Annotated in this window: 24 protein-coding genes; 8 read left to right on the forward strand and 16 right to left on the reverse strand. The window is 62.8% G+C overall.

What is annotated here, in order from left to right; all coding sequences use genetic code 11:
* Window positions 1-27: 27 nt before the first annotated feature.
* The 4 genes from ACR0FC_RS12205 to ACR0FC_RS12220 are packed head-to-tail and all read right to left on the reverse strand — an operon-like array spanning window position 28 to window position 2,938.
* Window positions 28-927, reverse strand: coding sequence for an OmpA family protein (locus tag ACR0FC_RS12205; protein WP_170341069.1), 900 nt, complete (start codon window positions 925-927; stop codon window positions 28-30).
* Window positions 924-1,496, reverse strand: coding sequence for a peroxidase-related enzyme (locus ACR0FC_RS12210; protein ID WP_093964120.1), 573 nt, complete (start codon window positions 1,494-1,496; stop codon window positions 924-926). The genes ACR0FC_RS12205 and ACR0FC_RS12210 overlap by 4 nt, the downstream gene beginning before the upstream one ends.
* A 12-nt stretch (window positions 1,497-1,508) precedes the next feature.
* Window positions 1,509-2,219, reverse strand: a complete 711-nt coding sequence (locus ACR0FC_RS12215) for a GNAT family N-acetyltransferase (protein ID WP_170341067.1) — start codon at window positions 2,217-2,219, stop codon at window positions 1,509-1,511.
* Complete coding sequence (locus ACR0FC_RS12220) at window positions 2,216-2,938, reverse strand: competence/damage-inducible protein A (RefSeq protein WP_170341065.1); 723 nt, start codon at window positions 2,936-2,938, stop codon at window positions 2,216-2,218. Before ACR0FC_RS12220 ends, ACR0FC_RS12215 begins: the two co-directional genes overlap by 4 nt.
* Before the next feature lie 50 nt (window positions 2,939-2,988).
* Here ACR0FC_RS12220 and sfsA point away from each other — a divergent pair, with 50 nt between their 5' ends.
* Entirely contained in the window at window positions 2,989-3,696 is a 708-nt protein-coding gene (gene sfsA / locus ACR0FC_RS12225) for a DNA/RNA nuclease SfsA (RefSeq protein ID WP_170341063.1), read from the forward strand.
* 29 nt (window positions 3,697-3,725) lie between these two features.
* Here sfsA and ACR0FC_RS12230 read toward each other — a convergent pair whose 3' ends face one another.
* Window positions 3,726-4,121 (reverse strand): RidA family protein, encoded by a 396-nt coding sequence (locus tag ACR0FC_RS12230; RefSeq protein ID WP_254432932.1) that lies wholly within the window; start codon window positions 4,119-4,121, stop codon window positions 3,726-3,728.
* A gap of 251 nt (window positions 4,122-4,372) precedes the next feature.
* Here ACR0FC_RS12230 and map point away from each other — a divergent pair, with 251 nt between their 5' ends.
* The gene (gene map, locus ACR0FC_RS12235; RefSeq protein ID WP_170341061.1) at window positions 4,373-5,185 is read left to right on the forward strand and encodes a type I methionyl aminopeptidase; all 813 of its coding nucleotides are present in this window, start codon (window positions 4,373-4,375) and stop codon (window positions 5,183-5,185) included.
* Here map and ACR0FC_RS12240 read toward each other — a convergent pair.
* Genes ACR0FC_RS12240 through ACR0FC_RS12255 form a run of 4 tightly spaced genes read right to left on the reverse strand, consistent with a single transcriptional unit; the run spans window position 5,173 to window position 7,775 of the window.
* A complete protein-coding gene (locus ACR0FC_RS12240; protein WP_093964114.1) occupies window positions 5,173-5,352 on the reverse strand; it encodes a hypothetical protein in 180 nt (59 codons plus the stop codon). The two genes, map and ACR0FC_RS12240, sit on opposite strands and share 13 nt — an antisense overlap.
* Window positions 5,353-5,375: 23 nt before the next feature.
* Window positions 5,376-6,011 (reverse strand): HAD family hydrolase, encoded by a 636-nt coding sequence (locus tag ACR0FC_RS12245; RefSeq protein WP_170341059.1) that lies wholly within the window; start codon window positions 6,009-6,011, stop codon window positions 5,376-5,378.
* Complete coding sequence (gene rsmD / locus ACR0FC_RS12250) at window positions 6,004-6,567, reverse strand: 16S rRNA (guanine(966)-N(2))-methyltransferase RsmD (protein ID WP_170341057.1); 564 nt, start codon at window positions 6,565-6,567, stop codon at window positions 6,004-6,006. Before rsmD ends, ACR0FC_RS12245 begins: the two co-directional genes overlap by 8 nt.
* On the reverse strand, window positions 6,564-7,775 hold the full coding sequence (locus tag ACR0FC_RS12255) for an NAD(P)/FAD-dependent oxidoreductase (protein ID WP_170341055.1): 1,212 nt from the start codon (window positions 7,773-7,775) through the stop codon (window positions 6,564-6,566). The genes rsmD and ACR0FC_RS12255 overlap by 4 nt, the downstream gene beginning before the upstream one ends.
* A 99-nt stretch (window positions 7,776-7,874) precedes the next feature.
* On the opposite strand from ACR0FC_RS12255, the gene ACR0FC_RS12260 reads away from it, so the two are divergent.
* The 4 genes from ACR0FC_RS12260 (at window position 7,875) to ACR0FC_RS12275 (ending at window position 9,446) form a co-directional block, all read left to right on the forward strand.
* A complete protein-coding gene (locus ACR0FC_RS12260; RefSeq protein WP_170341455.1) occupies window positions 7,875-8,360 on the forward strand; it encodes a peroxiredoxin in 486 nt (161 codons plus the stop codon).
* Between the two features lie 120 nt (window positions 8,361-8,480).
* The gene (locus ACR0FC_RS12265; RefSeq protein ID WP_170341053.1) at window positions 8,481-8,726 is read left to right on the forward strand and encodes a glycine zipper 2TM domain-containing protein; all 246 of its coding nucleotides are present in this window, start codon (window positions 8,481-8,483) and stop codon (window positions 8,724-8,726) included.
* An 11-nt stretch (window positions 8,727-8,737) separates the two neighbouring features.
* On the forward strand, window positions 8,738-9,085 hold the full coding sequence (locus ACR0FC_RS12270; RefSeq protein ID WP_170341051.1) for an EF-hand domain-containing protein: 348 nt from the start codon (window positions 8,738-8,740) through the stop codon (window positions 9,083-9,085).
* Between the two features lie 49 nt (window positions 9,086-9,134).
* Window positions 9,135-9,446: a hypothetical protein gene (locus ACR0FC_RS12275; RefSeq protein WP_093964392.1), complete on the forward strand. Its 312-nt coding sequence runs from the start codon at window positions 9,135-9,137 to the stop codon at window positions 9,444-9,446.
* Here ACR0FC_RS12275 and ACR0FC_RS12280 read toward each other — a convergent pair.
* Genes ACR0FC_RS12280 through ACR0FC_RS12295 form a run of 4 tightly spaced genes read right to left on the reverse strand, consistent with a single transcriptional unit; the run spans window position 9,443 to window position 12,187 of the window.
* Window positions 9,443-9,736 carry a 4a-hydroxytetrahydrobiopterin dehydratase gene (locus tag ACR0FC_RS12280; RefSeq protein ID WP_170341049.1) on the reverse strand — a complete coding sequence of 98 codons (294 nt, stop codon included), beginning with the start codon at window positions 9,734-9,736 and terminating at the stop codon, window positions 9,443-9,445. The two genes, ACR0FC_RS12275 and ACR0FC_RS12280, sit on opposite strands and share 4 nt — an antisense overlap.
* Window positions 9,733-10,920: a GNAT family N-acetyltransferase gene (locus ACR0FC_RS12285; protein ID WP_170341047.1), complete on the reverse strand. Its 1,188-nt coding sequence runs from the start codon at window positions 10,918-10,920 to the stop codon at window positions 9,733-9,735. Before ACR0FC_RS12285 ends, ACR0FC_RS12280 begins: the two co-directional genes overlap by 4 nt.
* Before the next feature lie 47 nt (window positions 10,921-10,967).
* On the reverse strand, window positions 10,968-11,735 hold the full coding sequence (locus ACR0FC_RS12290; RefSeq protein WP_170341045.1) for a glycerophosphodiester phosphodiesterase family protein: 768 nt from the start codon (window positions 11,733-11,735) through the stop codon (window positions 10,968-10,970).
* Complete coding sequence (locus ACR0FC_RS12295; protein WP_005980179.1) at window positions 11,732-12,187, reverse strand: RidA family protein; 456 nt, start codon at window positions 12,185-12,187, stop codon at window positions 11,732-11,734. Before ACR0FC_RS12295 ends, ACR0FC_RS12290 begins: the two co-directional genes overlap by 4 nt.
* A 296-nt stretch (window positions 12,188-12,483) precedes the next feature.
* Here ACR0FC_RS12295 and ACR0FC_RS12300 point away from each other — a divergent pair, with 296 nt between their 5' ends.
* Both ACR0FC_RS12300 and ACR0FC_RS12305 read left to right on the forward strand, forming a co-directional pair.
* Window positions 12,484-13,311: an MlaA family lipoprotein gene (locus ACR0FC_RS12300; protein ID WP_170341043.1), complete on the forward strand. Its 828-nt coding sequence runs from the start codon at window positions 12,484-12,486 to the stop codon at window positions 13,309-13,311.
* On the forward strand, window positions 13,301-13,909 hold the full coding sequence (locus ACR0FC_RS12305; RefSeq protein ID WP_170341041.1) for an MlaC/ttg2D family ABC transporter substrate-binding protein: 609 nt from the start codon (window positions 13,301-13,303) through the stop codon (window positions 13,907-13,909). Before ACR0FC_RS12300 ends, ACR0FC_RS12305 begins: the two co-directional genes overlap by 11 nt.
* A gap of 61 nt (window positions 13,910-13,970) precedes the next feature.
* Here the strand turns inward: ACR0FC_RS12305 and ACR0FC_RS12310 are convergent, their stop codons facing one another.
* The 3 genes from ACR0FC_RS12310 to ACR0FC_RS12320 are packed head-to-tail and all read right to left on the reverse strand — an operon-like array spanning window position 13,971 to window position 16,836.
* Window positions 13,971-15,068, reverse strand: a complete 1,098-nt coding sequence (locus ACR0FC_RS12310) for an ABC transporter ATP-binding protein (RefSeq protein WP_170341040.1) — start codon at window positions 15,066-15,068, stop codon at window positions 13,971-13,973.
* A gap of 3 nt (window positions 15,069-15,071) precedes the next feature.
* Window positions 15,072-15,971, reverse strand: coding sequence for a carbohydrate ABC transporter permease (locus ACR0FC_RS12315; RefSeq protein WP_093964103.1), 900 nt, complete (start codon window positions 15,969-15,971; stop codon window positions 15,072-15,074).
* The gene (locus ACR0FC_RS12320; RefSeq protein WP_170341038.1) at window positions 15,964-16,836 is read right to left on the reverse strand and encodes a carbohydrate ABC transporter permease; all 873 of its coding nucleotides are present in this window, start codon (window positions 16,834-16,836) and stop codon (window positions 15,964-15,966) included. Before ACR0FC_RS12320 ends, ACR0FC_RS12315 begins: the two co-directional genes overlap by 8 nt.
* Between the last annotated feature and the right edge of the window lie 38 nt (window positions 16,837-16,874).

Consider the following 16,874-nt stretch of genomic DNA (forward strand, 5'->3'; position numbering starts at 1 on the left):
GCAAATTGCGCGGGCTTTTTTTCGTAGTCAGTTCAACAGCAGAACAGCCTCGACCCGGCGGTTCTGTTCGCGCCCTTCCGGGGTGGCGTTCGAAACGATCGGGGCGAGGTAGCCGACACCCTGCGCCTGCACGCGGTCCTCGGCCACTCCATGTGCCTCAATCAATCGCGCACGGACAGCCTGGGCGCGGCGTGTGCTGACCTCGATATTGGCCTGCAGGTCGCCTGTGTCGTCGGTGTGCCCAACCAGCGCCAGCCGTGCGCCGGGGGTCTCGGCCAGGTAGCCGGCCAGCAGGCCCAGCGACTCGAACGGCCCGGCCCCCAAGGCAACCTCGCCCGTCTCAAAGCTGAGATCGCCGAGTATCACGTGACCATCCCGCACCAGGCTGGCAACCAGCCCGTTGCTGCCAATCACCGTTTCCTCGACCACCAGCGGCGGTGGGGTCTGACCCTTCGGAGTGACGCGGATCATCTGCACATACCCGTCGGGCTGGTTTCGGCTGATCAGCAAGGTCAGGGCTTCGGCTCCACGAGTGGCTGACAGAAATCGATAATCATTGATTGCGACATACATGTCGGGCGTCGGCACCACCTCGGTTCCAAAGCGGAAGTCGAACCCGCCGCAAGTGCGGGCCTCACATTCAAAAGCGATCTCGAAACCCTGCGCCTTGAGCTGATCCCGCAGCGGGTCGAGGATCTGCAGCGTCGTACTGGAACCGGCCTGCAGCCGCCATGTGGTGCGCTCGATCCGGCCTTCGACCGTGCGCGCGGGAACGGCGTTGTCTGCAAACGGGCCGGTCGGCAATTGGTAGCTGTCCAACGGGCTGACGCGCTGGCTGATTTGTCGCGCGCTCGCCGGCAGCGACAGGTCCTGCGCCGCCACAGGACCCGCGATCAGACAGAAAAGAAGGACAGTAAATCGGATCATCGAAACTGCGCGTGATACTCGTCATTGGGCACCATCGCCGTGGCACTGGCGACCCGGTTGGACATGTTGAAGAAGCCCGCAACGTTTGCGATGTCCCAGATGTCGCGGTCGGTGAACCCCGCATCGCGCAGGCGCTGGCGGTCCGGTTCCTCGATCTCGGCGCTGGCTGTGGTCATCTTGGCGGCGAAATCAAGCATCGCGCGCTGGCGGTCGTCCAGAGGCGCCACTCGGTAGTTCATCACCAGCATTTCACCCAGCTTGGGATCACCTGACAGCTGACGCACGGCGGCACCATGGGCCACCAGGCAATAGAAGCACCGGTTGATCGACGAGACCACGACCGCGATCATCTCACGTTCCAGCTTGCTGAGCCCGCTGTCCGCCAGCATCAGGTCATTATACATGCCCGTGAACGCGTTCAGCTTGTCGATGTCAAAGGCATTTGCCTTCAGCACGTTGGGGACCATGCCCAGCTTCTCGACGCAGATATCGAAGTACTTCTGAGTCTCGGGCGGCAGCGGATCCACCATTGGCAGGTCAAGCGCGGTGGGCATGTCTCGATCGGTCACGTCTGTCTCCTCTCAGACCAGCTGGCGATAGTGATACTCTCCGACGCGTTCCATCCCGAGAGAGTGGTAGAGCGCGTTGGCGCCGGTATTGGCCTTGGTGCAGATCACGCTAAGGGTATGCGCGCCATTGTCCAGCGCCCAAAAGGCCGCGGCGCGCATCGCCCAGCGGCCCAGCCCCTGTCGGCGGTGCGCCGGCACGATCTCGAGCGCATGCAGCATGGCGATGCCGTCGTGGATGGCCACGAAACCGGTGCCGGCCGGTTGATCGCGGTGACGCAGCAACAGTCCGGTTTTCGGACCTGTTGCCCGTTCCATCACGGCCAGCCGGGCAGGCCCGATGCCACCTTGGGCCCAGATCTCGCGCATGATCGCCAACGGCTCCCACAGGCAGAACACCGTGACCGGCGGGACCGGCTGGTCCGTCAGCTGTGAGACCGGGCAGGCATAGATGTTGACCGGATCCAGAACCTCGTATCCGCGTTGCGCCAGGATTTCGTCCAGGTCCGCGTCGTGGGGGCGCAGGCAGAAGATGCGCTTTTGGCCCATCGCAAGCATGGCCGCCTCGGCCGCGTCGATATCCGGCGGGGTGACCGGGCCGATACGGCTGGCCGCCGACACGCGCGAGCCGCCCCCCTGCCCTTCGCGCAGCAGAAACGGACCCAATTGCTCATACCGTGCGGCGGGCCAGGTGCCATCGACCACTGCCGCCCAGTCTACCGTCACAGGCCAAGCTCCTTGGCCAGTCGCGTCGTGACCGCATCGATACGCGACCCGTCAGTGCCCCGAACAACCACGTTGGCCCCGAAGACGCCGTTGATCTGGAACGGGTAACACCCGATCGACACGTCGCCAAATTCCTCTGCCACGGCGGCCAGGATCGCAGCGATGTCACCTTCTCCCCGGTTGACCCGCAAGGTCTGAGACAACAACGGTTTTCCTCCGGTCAGGGTGGGCAGCACACTGGCCACCATCGCCTGGAAGACCAATGGGACGCCGGCCATCACATGGACATTACCTAGTGTGAACCCTGGCGCGGTGGAAACCGGGTTGTCGATCAGCGTTGCCCCGTCAGGGATGCGCGCCATGCGCAGGCGCGCTTCGTTCAGCTCCAGCCCCGATTGGTCGTAGTGCGCCTGCAGCAGGGCGCGGGCATCGTCTCGCACATCGATTTGCGCCCCGAACGCGCGGGCGATGCAATCGGCGGTGATGTCGTCATGGGTAGGGCCGATGCCCCCGCTGGTGAACACATGGTCATAGCCCTGCGACAGCGCCGTGACGGCGGCCTCGATCGCCGGTGCCTCGTCGCTGACGATGCGGACCTCTTTCAGATCGATGCCGTGTTTGGTCAGCTCCTGCGCCAGATAATGCATGTTGGCGTCGCGGGTTCGGCCGGACAGGATTTCATCCCCGATCACCAGCATTGCAGCGGTTGGGTTGGGCATGGCACGCTCTCCTCTTGATCGACCTTTGCGGCAGGTATAGGCCCGGAACCATGCGCTTTCAAACCCCTCTTGTGCCCGCCCGCCTGATCCGCCGCTACAAACGCTTTCTGGCCGATTGCAGGCTTGAGGACGGGCGCGAGGTGACGGCCCATTGCGCCAACCCCGGTTCGATGATGGGTCTGGCCGAACCGGGCGAAAAGATCTGGCTTGAGCCCAATGACGACCCGAAGAAAAAGCTCAAATTCGGCTGGCGGCTGGTCGATCATGAAAACGGCCATTTCACCGGGGTCGATACCTCGGTGCCCAACCGGGCGCTGCGGGCGGTGCTCGAAGCCCGGGAAATCCCTGCATTGGCCGCCTATGAAACCGTCCGGCCCGAGGTGAAATACGGCGAAAACAGTCGCATCGACTTTTTGCTGACGCAACCCGGGCTGCCCGACGCCTATGTCGAGGTCAAAAGCGTGACCCTGTCGCGCGAACCGGGGCTGGCCGAATTCCCCGACAGCGTCACCGCACGGGGCACCAAACATCTGGGGGAACTGGCCGAAATGGCCGCGCAAGGACACCGGGCTATCCTGCTCTACCTTGTTCAGCGCACGGATTGCCGCAAATTCGCGTTGGCCGCGGATATCGACCCGGCCTACGCGGTAGCGTTTGCGACTGCCCAGGCCAATGGGGTTGAACACTTGGTCTGTGGTACGCGCATTTCACCGGACGGCGTCTGGGTTCAGCCGCAGGCGACGATCTCCAGCGACTGAAGGCCGGTCGATTTCCGCCGCGTAGCGATTCAATCGGGGACGACGGCGTCGACCTCGATTTCAACCAGCCATTCGGGATTTACGAACCGGCTGATCGCCATGATCGTGTCCACGGGTCGCGCGTCCAGACAGTACAGCTTGCGGGCCTCGATCGCCTGCTTCCAATTGTCGATATCGGTCAGGATCACGCGGGTTCGCACGATGTCCTGCAAACCCGATCCGGCACGCTCCAGCGCATCCTTGATGATCTCAAAGCATTGTTTGGTCTGCAAATAGACGTCCCCGACCCCGACTGTCTTGCCTTGCGCATCGACCGGGGCAGTCCCCCCGACCGCGATGAAATTCCCCACCCGGACGGCGCGGCTGAAGCCGACGACCGCCTCCATGGGGTTTCCATTCGATATCAGTTCCCGTTTCTGCGACATTCATCCGGCTCCTCTCTTCCCGACCAAATGAGTCTCTGTACATTCATTTGGCCCCAAATCCGGGCATCGGTCGAGGCCTTTTGACGCCGGGCCGGACCACCCGCGCAAAACGCGGCAACGTGCCTTGACGTTTCGCCCCCCGCATCCAAATTCAGATCAGGGCAGGCACCCGCGACCCTGCGCCCTCTGGTACTTTCTGCACAAGCAGCGTAGAAGGGATGCTGCGCAGAATTTTTTGGAGCCCCGCACGAATGAAAGAGCATCGTGGCCGTCTGACGAAGGACGGTATCCGCATCTACGAACAGGCTGACTTTGCCGGCATGCACGCGGCAGGGGTTCTGGCGGCGCGCATCCTCGATGGCATTGCCGAGCATGTCTTTCCCGGCCAGACCACGGGCGAGATCGACCGGATCATCACCCAGATGGTTGAGGACGCCGGCGCGAAATCGGCCACTATCGGTTACAAAGGCTATCAGCACGCCAGCTGCATCAGCGTGAACCACGTGGTCTGCCACGGGATTCCCGGGGACAAGAAGCTCAAGGATGGCGACATCCTGAATATCGACGTGACCGTGATCGTCGACGGTTGGTTCGGCGACACGTCGCGCATGTACGTGGCCGGAAAGCTGCCGCGCAAGGCCGAGCGGCTGATCCAGGTGACCCACGACGCCCTGTTCAAAGGCATTGAGATGGTCAAGCCGGGCAACACCTTCGGTGACATTGGCCACGCGATCCAGTCTTACGTCGAAGCCCACCGCATGAGCGTCGTGCGCGATTTCTGCGGGCACGGGCTTGGCCGCGTGTTCCACGCGCCGCCCAACGTGCTGCATTACGGCCGCCCGGGCACCGGCGCGGTTCTGGAAGAAGGTATGTTCTTCACCATCGAGCCGATGGTAAACTTGGGCCGTCCCGAGACCAAGACGCTGGCCGATGACTGGACCGCCGTGACCCGCGACAAGTCGCTGTCGGCGCAGTTTGAGCACTCTGTAGGTGTGACGGCGGACGGGGTAGATATCTTTACCCTGTCACCAGGCGGCAAGTTCCACCCGACCTACTCCTCCTGATCGGCGGCCTGATCGCGTAGAAGCTTCAGCAGCAGGGTGTCCGGGCCCCAAGGCGTCACCGCGTCCTGAATGAAGACGGGTGCGGGCCGAGGCTGCGGCTCGGGTCCTGAGGTGGCCTGCGCCTCGAACCGGGCGGGCCAGAGTGGGCGTGAAAGTGCGCGGTCCATGACCGCAGTCTAGCACAGACCCTTCAATGACCCAAAAGCCGCGGCACGTCCTTCATGTCACGGATGACTTCAGCCCCGAGCCCGGCCAGGCGCGCGCCGTCATCATGCGGCGCATAGGCAAGGCACCTCATCCGGGCCCGGATCGCGGCGGTCACACCGTTCGCACTGTCCTCGATGACGACGGGCGACTTCGCACCGAAATGTCGGGCCGCGGTCTGGAACAACCCCAGCTCGGGCTTGGCGCTGCCGACCTCATGGGCCGAGAAGATCGCGCCCTGGAACCTGTCCCACAGCCCGTTCTGGCCCAAGGTGATCTGCATCTTCTCGCGCCGCCCGTTCGAGGCCACACAGAATGGAATGCGCTGTTCGTCCAGATGGCGCAGCAACTCGGGGATTCCCGGAATCACGGGAACACCGGCGCGCAGCACATCATAGATCTGCGCATAGATCTGCTCGGTCCAGTCATCGGGCAGGTCAGCGCCCATCTTGCGAGCCGAGTCCCGGACGCCCGACATGGTGCCGCCCACGAACATCGACATGCAGTCCTGCAGCGACAGGTGCAGCCCATACCCGGCCAGGTTGTCGACCATCACTTGATTGGAGATCGTTTCACTGTCGACCAAGACACCGTCGCAATCAAAGATTACCAGATCATGCATGCGTTCCGTCCCGCCACATCAGAGAGATATGGGTGTCGCCGTATTTGCGCGCATCGTGCAGCGTAAAGCCTTCGGGCGGGGCCATCGGGGCGTTCTCTTCCCAGACCACCAGCGTGTCATCGGCCAGCCAGCCGCCCTTGAGTGCCGCCACCAGCGCCTTTTGCCCCATTCCCTTGCCATAGGGCGGGTCGAGAAAGATCAGGTCGAACGGCGCTTCGGGATTATCGCCCAGCCGCGTCGCGTCGCGGCGGATCAGGGCGGTGCGGTTGGTGCTGCGGGTCAGGTCGATATTCTTGCGGATCAGCCCCTGCGCCACCCGCCCGTCATCGACGAAGGTGACATGGGACGCGCCGCGCGACAGCGCCTCGAGGCCCAGCGCGCCGGTGCCGGCGAACAGGTCCAGCACCCGCAGCCCGCCGAAATCGATCAGGTGGTTCAGCACGTTGAACAGGCTTTCGCGCACCCGGTCGGTGGTGGGGCGCAGATGCGCGCCTGCATCCCCCTTGCCGACCGAGGCCAGCGCCCGGCCCCGGAAGTCTCCGGCGATGATCCTCACGCCTTGAGCAGCGGTTTCAGATCCGCTGCGGGGTCGGCCACCACCGCCGGATCCGCGGTTTTCCCTGCGTCGATCAAGCGCTTGCCGACCATATAGGCGCGCGGGTCGTTCATCGCATCCACGGCCAGCAACTGATCGCCCCGGTAATACCAGAACGAGGTGGTCGCTCCCTCGCCCTTGCGGGTCACGACCCGGTCATAACCCATGTTCAGCCCGGCGATCTGCAGCTTCACGTCATACTGGTCCGACCAGAACCAGGGCGTGGCCACGTAATCCTTGCCCGCGCCCAGCATGTTCTGCGCCACCACCTCGGCCTGGTCGATGGCGTTGGGCACGCTTTCCAGACGGATTCGCCGGCCCTTGTAGGGGAACGAGGCGCAATCGCCCGCCGCCCAGATATCGGCGGCAGAGGTGCGGCCCTGCACATCGGTTTTGATACCGTTTTCGATGGCAAGCCCGGCCGCTTCGGCCAGTTCGGTGGCCGGAGCGATGCCCACGCCGACCACCACGAAATCGACCTCGAGTTCGGTCCCGTCGCCCAGCACCGCGCCGGTGACCTTGCCATTCTCGCCGGTGATCCGGTCCAGCCCTACGCCTTCGCGGATGTCCACGCCATGCGCGCTGTGCAGTGCGCGGAAATAGTCGCTGGTCTCGGGGGCCGCGACACGCTGCAGGATGCGGTCAGCCATCTCGACCAGCGTCACCTGCACGCCGCGTTTGGCGCAGACCGCCGCAGCCTCGAGCCCGATATAACCGCCGCCCACGATCAGCGCCCGCGCGCCTTGGGTGACGGCGGGGGCCATCGCGTCCACATCGGCCAGCGTGCGCACCACATGCACGGCCGCCAGGTCTCCGCCGATCCCGGCAGGCAGGCGGCGCGGATGCGAGCCGGTGGTCAGGGCAAGCTGGTCGTAGGATATCACCTCACCGCTTATGGTCACGGTCTTGGCCGCCGGGTCGATCGCGCCCACCTGCTGGCCCAGACGCAGGGTGATATCGTTCTCGGCATAGAAACTTTCGGGGCGCAGGTAGAGCCGTTCAAGCTCCATCTCGCCCAGCAGATAGGCCTTGGACAGCGGCGGGCGCTGATAGGGCAGCACGGGTTCCGCCCCGATCAGGGTGATCGCCCCGTCAAACCCGCCTTTGCGCAGCCCGGCCACCAGTGATGACCCCGCCTGCCCGGCTCCGATCACGACGATATGGCTCATCTGGTCCGCCCCCTGTCAATTTCCCGTGGCTTGTGCCACCCGCCCACCTATATTGCGGCAAGGAGCGAGTTTGCAATTTCAATCGACAGGAGCATGAAGATGATTTCAACCGGCGACACCCTGCCCGAAGCAACCCTGATCCAGATGGGCGCTGACGGACCGGAAGAGGTGCGGGTCTCCAGCAAGATCAAGGGCCGCAAGGTGGTGATCTTTGCCGTGCCCGGCGCGTTCACCCCCACCTGCCACTCGGCCCATGTGCCCAGCTTCATGCGCACCAAGGACCAGTTTGCGGCCAAAGGCGTGGACGAGATCATCTGCGTGTCGGTCAACGACCCCTTCGTGATGAAGGCCTGGGGCGAGGCCACGGGTGCGACCGCGGCCGGGCTGACCATGCTGGCCGATCCGGCCTCGGAGTTCACCAAGGCGATCGGCATGGATTTCGACGCCCCGCCCGCCGGCCTGATCTCGCGCTCCAAGCGCTACGCGATGCTGGTCGAAGACGGCAAGGTCGTGGCGCTGAACCTCGAGGAAAGCCCCGGCGCCTGCGAGATTTCGGCCGGCGAAGGCTTGCTCGAAGTCATCTGACAGGACGGCCCCGGTGCGCACCGGGGCCATGCCACAGGTCACGTTGGATGAAGGCCAATTAACTTGGCCCGCACCCACGGAATGTGCCAGTGTTCCTGCATGGGAACCGGGAGCTCATTCATGAAAAGATTTCTAGCAGTCATTACTTTGGGCGGCGCGGGGCTGTTGACCGCGTGCGGGCCTGCGCCAACACCGCAGCAACAGGCTGCGCGCCAGCACGAGATCGCCTGTCTTGGCGGCAGCCTGGGCGGCGCGTTGATCGGCGGCGCCATCGGCAACCAGTTCGGCGGTGGGTCGGGCAAGGATATTCTGACCGCAGCCGGTGCCGTGGCCGGCGGGGTCGAAGGCCAGAGATTCGCATGCTGAGGAGCGCCAGGATGAAACACTCGGTTCTATTGATGACGGCCCTGATGATGGCAGCACCAGCCGCCGCAGACAGCGTGGCCGAACTGAATGAGCGCGAATTGAACGCGATCGACGCCAACAACGACGGTTTCCTGTCGCGCGACGAATTCGATGCCTTTTCGGATTATGCCTATCAGGAGATGGACGATGACAAGAACGGCACGCTCGGTCTGGACGAGGCCAAGCCGTTCATGGATATCAAGATGTTCCAGAAGATTGACCGCAATCGCGACAACTCTATCTCTCGGTCAGAGTATGACTCGCTGATGAATGACGATTTCCTGTCTGCGGACAAAGACCGGAACGGTCAGTTGGATTGAGGCCCGGCGCCCCGGCACGGCTGACCCTGAGACCAACAGGAGCGCAGGCATGAGAGTATTTTATTGGCTTGGCGCGGTCGTTCTGCTGGCAGCGTGCGACGTCCCGCAGGCGCCGGTCGTGACCGGGCCGGACGGGCAAGCGCGCATTCAGATAAATACGGCTGGTCTGACCTGCTATCAGACGCGCTGTCTGGACATCAATCCGGCAGCGCGCAGCGTACGTATGATGGGCAACCGCACCGCCGGGATCCCGCGCGACATCGACGTAAGTGACGGCACCGTGACCCCGGCCGAGTTCCGCCGTCTGGGCGAGGTAGCGATGCTGGCTGGGGGCATGGGGTCGCGGGGCGACCGCGGCTAGAGCAGGCTGTCCATCTTGCGCGCAAGCTTGGCGTCCTGAGACGACAGGCCGCCCACGTCATGAGTGGTCAGCACCACCTCGACCGTGCGGTAGACGTTGGACCATTCGGGATGATGGTTCCATTTTTCCGCAAAGATCGACACTTTGGTCATCCAGCCGAAGGCATCGACGAAATCGTCGAAGATGAAGGTCTTGGTGATCGCGTCACGATCCTTGACCATGGTCCAGCCGTTCTTGAACAGCGGATCCAGCAGCGGGCCACGGGTCTCGGTCGACAGAAGTTCGCTCATTGCTGTTCCTCCGGGTTGGCTTTTCTGAACGGGCCATAGTCCGTCAGAATTTCGATCTCTTCCCCCACCGCGCGGGCCTCGGCCTCGAGATACCGTGCGACGGCGTCGGCAAAGCCGGGATCGGCGATCCAGTGCAGGCTGTGCGTACGCGTGGGCAGATAACCCCGCGCCAGCTTGTGTTCGCCCTGCGCGCCGGCTTCGACGCGGTCCAGACCATGCGCGATGGCAAAGTCGATCGCCCTATAGTAGCACAGTTCGAAATGCAGGCAGGGGTGATGTTCGTTGCAGCCCCAATAGCGCCCGAACAAGGTCTCGCGCCCGATGAAGTTCAGCGCGCCGGCCACCGGGTATCCGCCCCGCTCGGCCAGCACCAGCGCCACGTCATCGGCCATGGTTTCGTGAACGATGTCAAAGAATTGCCGCGTCAGATAGGGCGAGCCCCACTTGCGTGCGCCAGTGTCCTGATAGAACTCCCAGAACGCGTCCCAGTGTTCGGGGCGCAGATCGGCGCTGGTCAAGGTGCGGATTTCGCCGCCGAAGGCATTGGCCTGCGCCCGTTCCTTGCGGATGTTCTTGCGCTTGCGCGAGGACAGCGCGGCCAGAAAGGCATCGAAATCGGCATAGCCGTCGTTCAGCCAGTGAAACTGCTGCGAGTCGCGCGCCAGCAGGCCCATCTGCTGCCCGGCCAGCGCCTCGTCCTGGGTGCAGAAGGTGACGTGCAGCGATGACAGGCGATTGTCGGCGGCCAGTTGCACCGCCCCCTGCACCAGCGCCGACATGGCGATCCCGTCATAGCCGGGCCGTGTCAGGAACCGCCGCCCGGTGGCCGGGGTGAAGGGCACCGCGATCTGCAATTTCGGGTAATACCGCCCGCCCGCGTTTTCATAGGCATGGGCCCAGCTGTGATCGAAGATGTATTCGCCCTGGCTGTGCGACTTGGCGTACATCGGCGCGGCCCCGATCAACAAGCCGTCCAGATAGGCGGTCAGGTATTGCGGCTGCCAGCCGGTGCCCCGCCCGACCGATCCGCTGTCTTCCAGCGCGCGCAGGAACCGATGCGTGGTGAACGGGTCCAGTGGGCGGGTGCCGTCGGCGGCCTCGGGGCAGGCGCAACTGTCCCATTCGGCCGCCGGGATCTGATCCAGCGTCGACAGAACCCGTATCTCGATCTGTGACTGGTCCATGTGCCCTCCTGCGTCCCCTGAACTATCTGTGACGCCGGCAGCCGGGTTCAACCCGGAATGGCGGCCAGATAGTTTTCGAAGGTCACGTTGTCGGCCACCTTGCGCGCCTCGGCCTCCTGTTCGGCCGAGCGCACCGTCCAGCACAGGATCGGCACGCCTTGGGCCTTCAACTCGGCCACGCGGGGGCGGGACAGGTCCTGCACCTCGTGGCTGATGAAGCTGGCGCCAACCCGGTCGAAATCGGGGATGCCGCGCAGGTGGTCGCAGACCTCGGCCGGCAGATGCTCGACTTCGGGCTTGTAGGAACAGGTCGTCAATCCACGCGGAATTTCCGGCGCCAGCCGGGCCAGCTCGGCCACGGAATTGGGGTTGAACGACATCAGCGCGACCGGACCGTCATAGGACTTCAGCAGCGCGACCGCGTCTTGCTCCAGCCGCCCGTCCACAGGCCCCATCGCACCGTGCTGATCCTTGAACTCGATCAGCAACGGCACGCGGCCCGCCACCAGTTGCAGAACTTCCTCAAGCGAGGGGATACCCTCGTCCCCGTGCAGCAGCGGAAGGTCCGCGGCCTCGGCCCGGGTGATCTGCTGGATCGCGCCGGACCGGCCGGTCAGACGCGCCATGTCATAGTCGTGGAACACCATGGCATGGCCGTCCGACGTCAACTGCAGGTCAATCTCGATCCCGTAGCCCGCAGCAATGGCGGCCCGGATGGCCGCCCGGCTGTTTTCTGGGCGGTTCTGGCGAACGTCATGCAGCGCCCGATGCGCGATCGGCGCGGCCATGAACACACGAGGCAGAGACGGTGTCATTGGATCTCGAAAATCCCTTCGATCTCGACCGCGACGCCCAATGGCAGCGACGCGGCACTGACGGCCGAACGCGAATGGCGGCCGGCATCGCCCAGCGCCTCGACCAGGAAGTCGGACGCGCCGTTGATCACCTGCGGCTGGTCGGTGAAATCGGCGGTCGAGTTCACGAAGCCGGTCAGTTTGATCACCCGCACCAGCTTGTCGATGTCCCCGCCGCAGGCCGCCTTGACCTGGGCCAGCAGGTTGATGGCGCAGACCCGGGCCGCCGCTGCACCGGCAGCGACATCCATATCGGCGCCCAGCTTGCCGGTGATCAACGCATCGTCCTTTGAGATCTGACCCGACACATAGACGATGTTGCCCACCCGCACGAACGGCACGTAATTGGCTGCCGGTGCAGGGGCGTCCGGCAGGGTCACGCCCAGGGATTCCAGTTTGGCTGCGATGCTCATGTGATTGTCCTCAACTTCATGTGACTCGGGCGGACGCTAACCGGGAACACCGCCCACGGAAAGCCGGAAACCGGCAATTTCGCCTTTGCCCGCGATTTGGGCAGGTCTCCACTCATGCGGATGTGTTGAATGCAGGCCACTTTACCCGGGTCCGGCGCGCGGGTTAAACGCTAGGAGTTTCCTTTCGAGTGCGAAACGACTATGTGCCGTTGAATTGGTCCGTTGTGCCAACGAGAAAACGTATTGATTGAGTGTCCGGCTGGATTACATCCGGACGATCGGGAGTAACCAAGACCGTGTCCAACCGGATCCGTTTCAAGCACATCGTCGCAGTGTCGCTGTTCGCGGTTCTGTCGGCCTGCGCGTCGCAGCCCCAGGACGCAGCGGCCCGCGGCGAGGTCTTCGACCCCTACGAAAACGCAAATCGCGGCATTCACAAGTTCAATCTGGGCGTCGACCGGTTCCTGTTCCGCCCGGCCTCGAAAGGCTATGTGAAAATCGTACCCGACCCGATGGTCACCAGCTTCAACAACTTCGCTGAAAACATCTCGTTGCCCGGACAGGCCGTCGACTATCTGCTGCAGGGCAATCTGAAACAGTCGGGCAACGCCCTGCTGCGGTTCGTGATCAACTCGACCGTGGGCGGGTTCGGTCTGTCCAAACCGGCGGATGAGTTGAACCTGCCGCCGGTTGATACCGATTTCGGCGAAACGCTTCATGTCTGGGGCTTCGGCGAAGGGGCTTATGTCGAACTGCCGTTCTACGGCCCCTCGACGACCCGGGATGCGGTCGGCGTTGTGGTCAACCTGTTCTCGAACCCGATCAACTTCTCGCCGACGCGACCGGCCGACAACCTGGGCGTCTATGCCGAGGTGGTACGGCGGATGGGCGATCGGGGCAGATTCTCGGACACGGTCGACTCGATTCTGTACGAAAGCGCAGACAGTTACGCTCAGGCCCGCCTGATCTATTTGCAAAACCGCCGGTTCGAACTGGCAAGGGACGATGAGGATGCCTATCTGGGTCTGTATTCCGATCCCTACGCCGATACCGGCACCGACCCGGTCAGGGACCCATACCTTGACCCTTACGAGGACCCATATGAGGACCCCTATGCTGAATAACGCCATGAACCGCCGTACCTTTGCCGCCACCGCCCTGGCCGGGCTGGCCGTGGCTGGCCTTCCGCAGCAGACCCTGGCGTTGACCGAGGCCAGCGCGACACAACTGGTCAACAGCGTCGTTGCCGACATCACGCGCGTGATCGAGTCGGGCAAATCCGAAAGCGCCATGCTGCGCGATTTCGAAAAGATCTTCGTGCAATATGCCGACGTTCCGATCATGGCACGCTATGCGCTGGGCGCCGATGCGCGCAGCGCCAGCAAGGCGCAGATGCGCGAATTCACCAAGGCTTTCCAGGGGTATATCTCGCGCAAATACGGTCGACGCTTCCGCGAATTCATCGGGGGTGAGGTCACCGTCAAGAATGCCCGCAAGATCAAGGCCGGTTACGAGGTTCGCAGCAGCGTCAAGCTGCGCGGCGAAGCGCCGTTCGAAGTGACCTTCCTGGTGTCGGACAAGTCGGGTCGCGACAAGTTCTACAACATGTTCATCGAAGGGGTGAACCTGCTGCTGACAGAGCGGACCGAGATCGGCGCCATGCTGGATGCACGCAAAGGCAACCTGGATCAGCTGATCAATGACCTGAAAAAGACCGGCTGAACCAACCGGTCAGAGTAGTGATGACGCCGCGCAGGATCCCTGCGCGGCGTTTTTTTGTGGCTCAGTTCAGGCGTTCGCCTGTCGCTTTCGCAAAATAGGACACTTTGCTCATGTCAAAGGCCAGGTTCAGCATCTGACCGGCCCTGGCGCTGGTCTCGGCATGCAGGCGCGCAGTGACCTGTTTGCCGCCCAGTTCCGACACGACGTAGGTATCGGCACCGGCCGGTTCCACCATATCGACCAGGCAGGCGGCCTCTTGCACACCGGCACCAGCGCGGAACCCGGATTCAGCGATGTCCTCGGGGCGCAGGCCCAGGATCACCTCTTCGGGCAGGTCCAGATCGCGCGTATCCGTCAGCACGATCGGATCAGCCCCATCCCGCGCAATGGCGACCTGCGTGCCGGTCCCGTTGCGCTGGACCCGCGCCGGGATCAGGTTCATCGCCGGCGAGCCCATGAAATCGGCCACGAACAGGTTGGCGGGGCGATTGTATATCTCGGCCGGAGTGCCGATCTGCTGCACCACACCGCCCTTCAGCACCACGATCTTGGTGGCCAGGGTCATCGCTTCGATCTGATCATGGGTCACATAGACGATCGAGGCATCCAGCGTCTGATGCAGCTTCTTGATCTCGGTCCGCATCTCGACCCGCAGCTTGGCGTCCAGGTTTGACAGCGGTTCGTCGAACAGGAACAGCTTGGGGTCACGCACCAGAGCCCGGCCCATTGCCACACGCTGTCGCTGACCACCCGACAATTGGCTGGGGCGGCGGTTCAGCAACGGCTCGATCTGCAGAAGCGAGGCGACCTCTTTCAGCTTGGCGTCCTGAGTTGCCTGATCGACGCCGCGCACCTTCATGCCAAAGGTGATGTTCTTGGCCACCGACATGGTCGGGTACAGGGCGTAGGACTGGAACACCATCGCGATGTCGCGGTCTTTGGGGCTGACATGAGTCATGTCCTTGCCGCCAATCGACAGCGTCCCGCCCGAGATCGGCTCGAGCCCGGCGATGCAGTTCAGCAGGGTCGACTTACCACAGCCGGAAGGGCCGACCAGCACCAGGAAGTCGCCCGGTTCGATCGAGATGTTGATGTCCTTCAGAATCTCGGTTGCGCCGTAATTCTTGTACAGGTTTTGGATATCGAGGATGGGAGCCATGGGTTATCCCTTCACGGAACCGGCGGTCAGGCCGCGGATGAAATACTTACCGGCAACGACATAGACGAGCAGCGTCGGCAGCCCCGCGATGATCGCGGCGGCCATGTCGACGTTGTACTCTTTGACGCCGGTGGTTGAGTTGACGATGTTGTTGAGCGCCACGGTCACGGGCTGCGTGCCCGCCTGGCTGAACGAAACGCCGAACAGGAAATCGTTCCAGATCTGGGTGAACTGCCAGATCACGGTCACCACGATGATGGGCAGCGACAGCGGCAGGAAGATCGACCAGAAGATCCGAAAGAACCCGGCACCATCCACCCGCGCTGCCTTTGTCAGCTCGGCCGGGATGGTGACGTAGTAGTTGCGGAAGAACAGCGTGGTGAAGCCAAGCCCATAGATCACGTGGACGAAGATCAGGCCCGGAATGGTTCCGGCAATCCCCATCAGGCCCAGCAGACGCGCCATCGGCAGCAGGACCACCTGGAATGGGATGAAGCAACCGAACAGCATCAGAGAAAAGATGATGTTGGCCCCTTTGAAACGCCACTGCGCGACGACAAATCCGTTCAACGCCCCCAGAAGGGTCGAGATTGCCACGGCAGGGACCGCAATCAGGACCGAGTTCCAGAAATAGGGCCGCAGGCCTTCGCACTGGATACCGGTGCAGGCGCCTGACCAGGCGGTTTTCCAGGCATCCAGACTGACCTCGCGCGGCAACGAGATCAGCGATCCCGTACGAATTTCCTCGAGGCTTTTGAGCGATGTTGTCAGCATCACGAAAAGCGGCATCAGGTAGTAGAGCGCAAAAAGACCAAGCAGGACATACAGCAACCAACGCAGGGCAATCTTGCCCGTGGCACTCTGGCTGCGGGTTCGGGTTTGGGGCATCGACAGATCAGTCATTTTTCGCCCTCAGTTCTGAGTAGAGGTAAGGAACCACGATGGCAAAGACGACCAGCATCATGATCATTGCGGACGCCGCCGCCTGGCCGATATCGCCGCGCGAAAACGCCATGGCATACATGTATGTTGCGGGCAGATCGGTCGCATAACCCGGACCGCCGCCTGTCAGGGCGATGACAAGGTCAAAGCTCTTGATCGCAAGGTGCGCCAACACGATGAAGGCCGACAGGAAGATCGGAGCCATCGACGGAATGATAATTGCCGAATAGATCCGCCAAGTGGGGATACCATCGACCTGCGCGGCCTTGATGATCTCACCATCCACCGAGCGCAGTCCGGCCAGGAACAGCGCCATGACAAAACCCGAGCTCTGCCAGATCGCGGCGATGACGATCGTGTAGATCGCGTAGTCCGGGTTCACCAGCCAGTCGAACTTGAAATTCGGAAAGCCCCAGCCCTGGACCATGGCCTCGATACCCAGACCCGGGTTCAGAATCCACTTCCACGCGGTACCGGTCACGATCATCGACAGCGCCATCGGGTAGAGATAGATCGTGCGGATCGCGCCTTCGACGCGGATCTTCTGATCCAGCAGGATCGCCAGCAGCAGGCCCAGAACCATCGCGATCACGATGAACAGCGCGCCAAAGACGTAAAGGTTGTTGATCGCCGTGTCCCAGCGGGGCGAGTCAAACAGGCGTTCATATTGGATGAAGCCCTTGATCTCGTATTTCGGCAGAAGTTTCGATCGGGTCAGCGACACCCAGGCGGTCCATCCGATAAATCCGTAGACAAAAATCAATACGGCGATGAACGACGGTGCCAGCACCACCTTTGGAAGGTGGTTTTCCAGCCATTCGGACATTTTTTCCTCCGGGGAAAGATGCTCTGCCCCGCAGTATA

The organism is Ruegeria sp. BB9, from assembly GCF_056539345.1.